The sequence below is a fragment of the Catenulispora sp. GAS73 genome, from assembly GCF_041262085.1.
Classification (GTDB): domain Bacteria; phylum Actinomycetota; class Actinomycetes; order Streptomycetales; family Catenulisporaceae; genus Catenulispora.
On sequence record NZ_JBGCCM010000104.1, the window covers coordinates 1 to 1,142 of the forward strand.

A 1,142-nucleotide genomic window follows, 5' to 3' on the forward strand; every position below is an offset into this window, starting at 1 on the left:
GGCGCCTCTGACTTATGTGTGGGTGGTTCGGCCGGGTAATGGGGGTCGGTGGCCGCCGTGGGCGAGGAGTGCGAGGGCGATGAGGGCTTCGGGGTTGGTGAAGCCGTAGGCGGTGCGGGTGATCTGCCGGATTTTGGTGTTCATGGATTCGATCAGGGCGTTGGACAGGTTGTGTTCGAGGGCGTTGTCGATCTCGGCTCGGTTGCGTTTGATCTTGGTGGCGAGTTCGGTGAAGGCGGGGATGCGGCAGCGGGTGGCCCAGGACAGCCAGCGGTCCAGCGCCACGCGTCCGGCGGCGCCTTTGACCTTGAAGACGTGGCGTAGGCCTTCTTTGAGCAGGTAGGCCCGCCACAGCCTGGGGTCGGTTTTGGCGATCCAGGCGAGTTTGTCGTGCTGGACGGTGGTGAGGTCCTCGGGGTTCTTCCACAACGCCCAGCGGCAGGTCTTCAGGGCGCGGGCAGCTCCGGTGGAGTTGCGGCCGGTGACCGCGGAGTTGCGGGCGCGTCCGGTAGCGGTGTTCCAGGCGTCCCGGCGGACTTGGTCCAGGGCTTTGGTGGCCCAGGTGACGACGTGGAAGGCATCGGCGCAGCGGATCGCGTTCGGGCAGTGTGCGCGCACCGATTTGGCGATCCAGTGGGCGGCGTCGGCGGACACGTGCGTGATCGCCGCACAGCGTTCGGGCCCGAGGGCGTCGAAGAACTCATCGACGGTCTCGGCGTCCTGGCCGACGGCGGCCCACAGCAGCCGGCCGGTGTCGTGGTCGACGACGACGGTCAGGTAGCGGTGGCCCTTCTTGTAGGAGATCTCATCGATGCCGATCCGGGACACGTTCGCGAACCGGTCGGTGCAGGCGTCGATGTCGGCCCACACCCGGGTGACGATCGCCCCCACGGTGCGCCAGGCGATCCTTATCAGCGTCGCGGTGGCGGTCTTGGAGGTGTTCGTGGCCAGCCAGGCCACCTGGTGGTCGAAGTCCAGGGTGTGCCCGGCCCCAGCTCGGGCCCACGGGGTGTGGCAGGTCACCACGCCGCAGGTCGGGCAGGACACCCGTGGGGCGTCAGCCTCCAGATGGACCATCAGGGTGCCGGCGTCCAGGTGTCGCCAGCGGCGCCGTCCCGGACCGCGGTCGTAGCGTCGGCAGC

The 1,142-nt window shown here is 68.6% G+C and carries 1 protein-coding gene; it reads right to left on the reverse strand.

What is annotated here, in order from left to right; translation table 11 throughout:
* Window positions 1-12 precede the first annotated feature (12 nt).
* On the reverse strand, window positions 13-1,142 hold a 1,130-nt coding region (locus ABH935_RS50880; protein WP_370385245.1), incomplete at its 5' end, for an ISL3 family transposase.